Below are 6,760 nucleotides of genomic sequence, written 5' to 3' on the forward strand. Positions count from 1 at the left end.
TACTTAGGGGGAATATTAATGCTTAAGAAACTGATTTGTTTAATTGCCACATCAACAATAATTTGTGGCTCACTCGTAGGATGTGGGCAAAAGGCAACTTCTACAAGTGACACGAAAACACAGAAACAGATTGTAATGAAAATTGGACATGCAATGCCAGTTAATACTCCACGTCATCAATCACTTCTTAAATTTAAAGAATTGGTGGAAGCGAAAACCAATAAAGGGATAAAAGTGGATATCTTTCCATCCGCACAACTTGGTGATGAAACTTCAATGATTGATGCGACAAAACTTGGAACCATACAGGGAGAAAGAGGAGGTGGATTCGAAAAATTAGCACCGGAATTACTTATATATACATTGCCATTTTTGTTTGATAAATTAGATAATATTGAAAAAGTAACTATGGGACCTATTGGAGATAAAATAGCAGAGGCTACTAAAAAGAATGGACTAGTTACACTTACAACAGGAGATGGCGGAGGATTTAGGAGTATTACAAATAATAAACGTCCTATATTAACGCCTGAAGACATAAAAGGACTTAAAATAAGGACCCCTGCAATTGATACAATAGTTAAATCTATGGAGGCTTTCGGAGCTAATCCTGTTTCTATTCCTTATGGTGACACCTATATGGCCTTGAAAACCGGGGTTGCAGACGGTGAAGAAAATCCTTTAATAAATATAGAATCTATGAAGTTTAATGAAGTCCAAAAATATATTAGTATTATTGAATATCAATGGCATCCAGAAGTATTTGTAGTAAATCAAAAATGGTATGAGGGCTTAACTCCTGAATATCAGAAGATATTGAAAGAATGTGCAATAGAGAGTATGAAGCTGAATGACAAAATGATATTGGAAGCAAATCAAAAGGCATTAGAAACAATTAAAAAAACCTGTGAGGTAACAGTATTGACAGATGAACAGAAAAAACTTTTTAGTGACAAGGGAAAAGCTGTTTATAAGATCTACATTGATAAAGGAATATGTACACAAAAGGATATAGATGAAATACAAAATGCTATAAAATAACATTCGCTTTTTATTAAATTCTATGGTGGGGGTTTACCCCCACACCATAATATTAGGAGGAGCACATGAATACTAAGCTTTTTAAGGCAGTTGATAATATAATATCTTGGTTAATAGTTTTTTTAATGGGTTCTATGGCTTTTATAGTTATAATATCTGTATTTCTTAGATACTTATTTTCTATTACATTTATTTGGTCGGAGGAATTAGTTTCAATGATATTTATTACATTTAGTTTTCTTGGATGTGTTGTGGCGATAAAAGAAAAGGAACACATATCTGTGGATTTTCTAGTTAAAAAATTTCCGTTTTTAATTCAAAAGGTAGCAGAGATTTTAGTAATAGTAATAATAATAGTAATGCAAGCTATTATTATTAAATATTCAATAGGATGGATTCAAACAACAGGTGGATGTTTAAGTGCTGGACTAAGAATACCTCTTGGTATTTATTACTCAATAATGCCAATAAGTTCAACATTTATAATTATTTATGAAGTATTAGAAATAGTAGATATAATAAATCGAAAGAAGGTGACTTAATAATATGAGTATGTTGATATTATTTGTATCGTTTCTTATTTTCACACTAATAGGTACACCTATATATGCAGGAATAGGTATATCAAGTATCTTGTATCTAGTTGTAAAAGATTATACCTTACTTGCTATGGTTCCCCAGAGAATTTGGGCGGGAATGGATACATATATTATGATAGCTCTACCGTTATTTATATTTGCTGGTCATTTAATGAATTCAGGAGGTATAACTAAGCGTATTATCGATTTTAGTTTGAGAGCAGTTAAGCCTATAAAGGGTGGTCTTGGTGAAGTTGCTGTAGTATCCAGTATGATTATGGCTGGTGTGTCAGGTTCATCTGTTGCTGATACATCTGCAATAGGTTCTGTACTTATACCTAGTATGGTTGAAAAGGGCTACAATGTAAAATATGCAACAGGGTTGGTTGCTGCGGCATCTACTATGGGGATAATTATTCCACCAAGTATACCTATGGTTACATTTTCTATGGTCTCGGGGGTATCGGTAGGAAAACTCTTTCTTGCAGGAGCAATACCAGGAATAAGTATAGGTGTACTTCAAATAGTAATGATTCAATATTACAAAAAAAAGCATAAACTAACAGCGCTTGACGAGAAAGTAGAAGTTATGGGAAATACTAAAAAGTCAATCATAGAGGGTGTTTTTGCTCTTTTAATGCCACTTATTATAATTGTAAGTATTACGGCCGGTATAGCAACTGCAAGTGAATCAGCAGGAATAGCGGTTGTATATACATTAGTACTTGGAATCTTTGTATTTAAAGAATTAAAACCTAAAAAAATAATAAAGATTTTAAAAACAACGGCATTAAGTACTAGTACAATTATGATAATAATAGGATTTTCAATGATATTTGGATGGATTATGGCTATGGAACAGGTTCCTGATTCTTTAGCAACTTTCTTATTAGGTCTAAATTTAAGTAAGGGATGGATATTATTATTCTTAGATATTCTAATATTATTCCTTGGAACATTTTTGGATGTAACACCAATAATTATACTTATAACACCAATTCTTATGCCTATTATGTTTCAATTTGGCGTAAGTAATCTCCAATTTGGTGCAATATTAATAGTTGGATCAGCAATAGGGCTTGTTACTCCGCCACTTGGAATGTGTCTCAATGCTGCAAGTAAAATTAGTAAATTGCCAATAAATGAGGTATTTTCTTCTGCAGTTCCTTTTGTTGCATGCGATTTTATTGTTTTATTACTTGTTACGTATATACCCGCGATATCGCTTTTTTTACCAAACTTAATAATGAAATAAAATATAGGAGGCAGAATATTATTTTGATTTTGAACATTCATGTAAAAGGATAGAATGGAGTTCTATAAAAATATTTAAAAAAGACCAAATGAAAAGGGGTAAATAAATGATTATTGATAGATTAATAAATGTACAACAGTACTATGAATTGGCACCAGGTCTAAAGAAAGCTTTTGAATTTTTAAAAACCACTGATCTAGAAAAACTTGAAGTAGGAAAATATGAAATAGATGGAGAAAAAATAGTTGTATTAGTTCAAGAATACGATACAAATCCAACTCCAAAATGGGAAAGTCATAAATATCATATAGACATTCAATATCTTGTATCAGGGGAAGAAAAAATTGGATACAGACCTTTAGAAGGAATGGTACCACCAAATCCAGATCCATACAAAATGACTTATGATTGCACTTTCTATGAAGAAAATTACAAAGGAGATTATCTTACATTAAAGGATGACATATTTATGATCTTTTTCCCAAAAGATGGTCATGTACCTCGCGTATCTGTTGGACAACCAATGCCTGTCAAAAAAGTTGTAATTAAAGTATTAATCTAATTTCACATCCCACTTCTAAAATATGTAAGTGGATGGCGAAGAAGTATATACAGTGTATAATAAAAATTCAAACCGAGATGATAATAATTTAAAAAAATAAAATTTGAAGGGGTAAATAAATGATTATTGATAGATTAATAAATGTACAACAGTACTATGAATTGGCACCAGGTCTAAAGAAAGCTTTCGAATTTTTAAAAACCACTGATTTAGAAAAACTTGAAGTAGGAAAATATCAAATAGATGGAGAAAAAATAGTTGCATTAGTTCAAGAATATGATACAAATCCAACTCCAAAATGGGAAAGTCATAAATATCATATAGATATTCAATATCTTGTATCAGGGGAAGAAAAAATTGGATATAGACCTTTAGAAGGAATGGTACCACCAAATCCAGATCCATATAAAATGACTTATGATTGTACTTTCTATGAAGAAAATTACAAAGGAGATTACCTTACATTAAAGGATGACATATTTATGATATTTTTCCCAAAAGATGGGCATGTACCTCGTGTAGCTGTGGGACAACCAATGCCAGTTAAAAAGATAGTAATTAAAGTATTAATCTAATTATATGTCAATAAAATTAAACAATAAGTACGTGAAGGAGTTAATGAAATGAATACAGAAGTGAATGAATTTTCAATGGATTTTTTTTCTCTAAAGGGTAAAGTAGCAGTAGTAACTGGAGGTAATACAGGACTTGGCCAAGGATATGTAGTTGCTCTAGCTAAGGCTGGTGCAGACATTTTTGTTCCAACTTATGATACAAATTGGGACGAAACTAGAGCACTCGTAGAAGCACTAGGAAGAAAGGTTGCTTTTTTTCAGGCAGATTTATCAAAAAGAGAAGAAATAACTGCAACCGTAGAAGCCTGTGTAAAGGAATTTGGTAGAGTTGATATCCTAGTGAATAATGCTGGTACTATTAAGAGAGCACCACTTCTTGAGTTTAAGGATGAGGATTGGAAGGCTGTAATGGATATAAACCTAAATGCGGTTTATTACTTAAGTCAAGATGTAGCAAAGATAATGGTTAAGCAAGGATCGGGAAAAATTATAAACATAGCTTCTATGCTTGCATTTCAAGGTGGAAAGTTTGTTCCAGCTTATACCGCAAGTAAGCATGGTGTAGCAGGTGTAACAAAAGCTTTTGCAAACGAGTTAGCAGATAAAAATATTCAAATAAATGCTATTGCGCCAGGGTATATTGCAACAAATAATACGGCACCGATTAGAGCAGACGAGGGCAGAAGTGCAGATATATTAGCCAGAATACCAGCAGGTAGATGGGGATACCCTTTTGATGTAATGGGAACGGTTGTATTTTTAGCAAGTCGTGCTTCAGATTATGTCAATGGCCATATTTTGGCTGTAGATGGTGGATGGTTAGTAAGATAATTTAATTAATTATACGAATTATATAGCGTGTAAAGAAAATAAAATTAATATTAGGAGGAATTGTAATGGAAACTAGATATTCAAGTCACTATGAAGATGTAAAAAAATATGATACGACAGATTTAAGAAGACATTTTTTAATTGAAGAATTATTTGTACCTGGTCAAATAAAGATGGTTTATAGCCATATAGATAGAATAATTGTAGCGGGAGTAGTACCAACAAATAAGGCACTTAGTTTAGAGGGAAGTAAAGCTTTAGGTTGTGAATATTTTCTTCAAAGAAGGGAGCTTGGAGTCATAAATATTGGTGAAGCAGGAGTCGTTTCTTTAGATGGTAAAAAATACGAATTAGGGGCTAGGGATGGACTTTATGTTGGACAGGGAATTAAAAAAATAACTTTTGAAAGCCTAGATGCTAATAAACCTGCTAAGTTTTATTTGAATAGTGCTACTGCTCATATGAGTTATCCAACTGTAAAAATAAGCTTAGAACAAGCTAAAAAGGTTAAAGCTGGTAGTGATGAAGAATGTAATAAGAGAGTGATAAATCAATATGTACATCCAGCAGTTTGCAAAAGTTGCCAATTGGTTATGGGAATGACAATACTTCAGCCTGGTAGTGTATGGAATACAATGCCTTGTCATACTCATGATAGACGTATGGAAGTATATTTATATTTCGATATGGATGCTGATAATATAGTTTTTCATCTAATGGGAACGCCTGATGAAACAAGGCATATAGTTATGAAAAATGAACAAGCGGTAATTTCACCAAGTTGGTCTATACATTCTGGCGTAGGAACCAAAAACTATACTTTCATTTGGGGTATGGTTGGGGAGAATCAAGAATTTACAGATATGGATGCAGTAGTAACTAAAGATATGAAATAATTTAGTTGAAAGATTCAATCATAGATCAATATAAGAAGGAAATAAATTTTTCCTTCTTATATTGATTTGTAACAAAATATTAGATTTATAATCATGTATTTACATTATAAAGGATAAGGAAAGCCTTCGAACCATTAAAGTATGCTATTACTTTAAAATATAATTTAAGAGGTGTAAATAATGAAAAGATTAGAAATGATTAAAAAAATAAGTGATGCAGGAATAGTAGCAGTAATTAGAGCAAATTCAAAAGAGGAAGGAGTAAAAATAGTAGAAGCAGTTAAAAAGGGTGGAATTAAGGCACTAGAAATAACAATGACAGTTCCAGGCGCAGTAGAAATAATTAAAGAATTAACTGAAATATATAAAGATGATGAAGATATGCTTATTGGAGCGGGAACAGTACTTGACCCTGAAACGGCAAGAGCTTGCATTTTAGCTGGTGCAAAGTATATAGTAAGCCCTAGTTTAAATGTAGATACAATAAAATTGTGTAATAGGTATAGAATAGCTGTAATGCCAGGTGTTATGACAGTAAAAGAAGCAGTAGAAGCGCTAGAACTTGGAGCTGAGATTATTAAGGTTTTCCCAGGAAACGTTTTTGGACCAGCAATTATTAGTTCCTTTAAAGGACCTCTTCCACAAGCTAACTTTATGCCAACAGGTGGAGTATCCCTTGCTAATGTAAAAGATTGGATTAAAGCAGGTGCCGTAGCAGTAGGAACTGGTGGAGATTTAACAAAGGGAGCAAAAACTGGTGATTATGAATTAGTAACTGAGACTGCAGCTAAATTTGTTGAGGCAGTTAGAGTAGCAAGAGAGGAGAAATAACATGGGAAAAATTATAACATTTGGTGAGATCATGCTTAGACTTGCACCAGCTGGTTTTGAAAGATTTGCACAAGCAAAAGAGTTTGGAGTTGTTTATGGCGGGGGAGAAGCAAATGTCGCTGTATCACTTGCAAACTATGGTAAGGAAGCATATTTTGTAACAAAACTTCCAAAACATGAAATAGGCCAAG

Annotated in this window: 9 protein-coding genes; all 9 read left to right on the forward strand. The window is 32.7% G+C overall.

The window, feature by feature from the left end:
• Window positions 1-18 precede the first annotated feature (18 nt).
• Entirely contained in the window at window positions 19-1,041 is a 1,023-nt protein-coding gene (locus tag ACREVU_RS01315; RefSeq protein WP_431549830.1) for a TRAP transporter substrate-binding protein, read from the forward strand.
• Window positions 1,042-1,106: 65 nt separating this feature from the next.
• Window positions 1,107-1,583 (forward strand): TRAP transporter small permease, encoded by a 477-nt coding sequence (locus ACREVU_RS01320; protein WP_431549831.1) that lies wholly within the window; start codon window positions 1,107-1,109, stop codon window positions 1,581-1,583.
• 4 nt (window positions 1,584-1,587) lie between these two features.
• Window positions 1,588-2,874 carry a TRAP transporter large permease gene (locus ACREVU_RS01325; RefSeq protein ID WP_431549832.1) on the forward strand — a complete coding sequence of 429 codons (1,287 nt, stop codon included), beginning with the start codon at window positions 1,588-1,590 and terminating at the stop codon, window positions 2,872-2,874.
• A 106-nt stretch (window positions 2,875-2,980) separates the two neighbouring features.
• Window positions 2,981-3,436 (forward strand): NanQ anomerase/TabA/YiaL family protein, encoded by a 456-nt coding sequence (locus ACREVU_RS01330; RefSeq protein WP_431549833.1) that lies wholly within the window; start codon window positions 2,981-2,983, stop codon window positions 3,434-3,436.
• A 119-nt stretch (window positions 3,437-3,555) separates the two neighbouring features.
• Window positions 3,556-4,011, forward strand: a complete 456-nt coding sequence (locus ACREVU_RS01335; RefSeq protein WP_431549834.1) for a NanQ anomerase/TabA/YiaL family protein — start codon at window positions 3,556-3,558, stop codon at window positions 4,009-4,011.
• Window positions 4,012-4,059: 48 nt separating this feature from the next.
• Window positions 4,060-4,842 (forward strand): 2-dehydro-3-deoxy-D-gluconate 5-dehydrogenase KduD, encoded by a 783-nt coding sequence (gene kduD / locus ACREVU_RS01340; protein ID WP_431549835.1) that lies wholly within the window; start codon window positions 4,060-4,062, stop codon window positions 4,840-4,842.
• A gap of 65 nt (window positions 4,843-4,907) precedes the next feature.
• Window positions 4,908-5,738 carry a 5-dehydro-4-deoxy-D-glucuronate isomerase gene (gene kduI, locus ACREVU_RS01345; RefSeq protein WP_431549836.1) on the forward strand — a complete coding sequence of 277 codons (831 nt, stop codon included), beginning with the start codon at window positions 4,908-4,910 and terminating at the stop codon, window positions 5,736-5,738.
• A gap of 180 nt (window positions 5,739-5,918) precedes the next feature.
• Window positions 5,919-6,569, forward strand: coding sequence for a bifunctional 4-hydroxy-2-oxoglutarate aldolase/2-dehydro-3-deoxy-phosphogluconate aldolase (locus ACREVU_RS01350; RefSeq protein ID WP_431549837.1), 651 nt, complete (start codon window positions 5,919-5,921; stop codon window positions 6,567-6,569).
• Between the two features lies 1 nt (window position 6,570).
• Window positions 6,571-6,760 (forward strand): PfkB family carbohydrate kinase (locus ACREVU_RS01355; protein ID WP_431549838.1); only part of this gene is annotated, 190 nt, incomplete at its 3' end.

The sequence above is a fragment of the Clostridium sp. genome (assembly GCF_050717535.1).
GTDB lineage: Bacteria > Bacillota > Clostridia > Clostridiales > Clostridiaceae > Clostridium_AD.

Bases quoted from the DNA above. Each gene is read 5' to 3' on its own strand.
- ACREVU_RS01315 (WP_431549830.1), top strand. From the start codon at position 19: ATGCTTAAGAAACTGATTTGTTTAATTGCCACATCAACAATAATTTGT.
- ACREVU_RS01320 (WP_431549831.1), top strand. From the start codon at position 1,107: ATGAATACTAAGCTTTTTAAGGCAGTTGATAATATAATATCTTGGTTA.
- ACREVU_RS01325 (WP_431549832.1), top strand. From the start codon at position 1,588: ATGAGTATGTTGATATTATTTGTATCGTTTCTTATTTTCACACTAATA.
- ACREVU_RS01330 (WP_431549833.1), top strand. From the start codon at position 2,981: ATGATTATTGATAGATTAATAAATGTACAACAGTACTATGAATTGGCA.
- ACREVU_RS01335 (WP_431549834.1), top strand. From the start codon at position 3,556: ATGATTATTGATAGATTAATAAATGTACAACAGTACTATGAATTGGCA.
- kduD (WP_431549835.1), top strand. From the start codon at position 4,060: ATGAATACAGAAGTGAATGAATTTTCAATGGATTTTTTTTCTCTAAAG.
- kduI (WP_431549836.1), top strand. From the start codon at position 4,908: ATGGAAACTAGATATTCAAGTCACTATGAAGATGTAAAAAAATATGAT.
- ACREVU_RS01350 (WP_431549837.1), top strand. From the start codon at position 5,919: ATGAAAAGATTAGAAATGATTAAAAAAATAAGTGATGCAGGAATAGTA.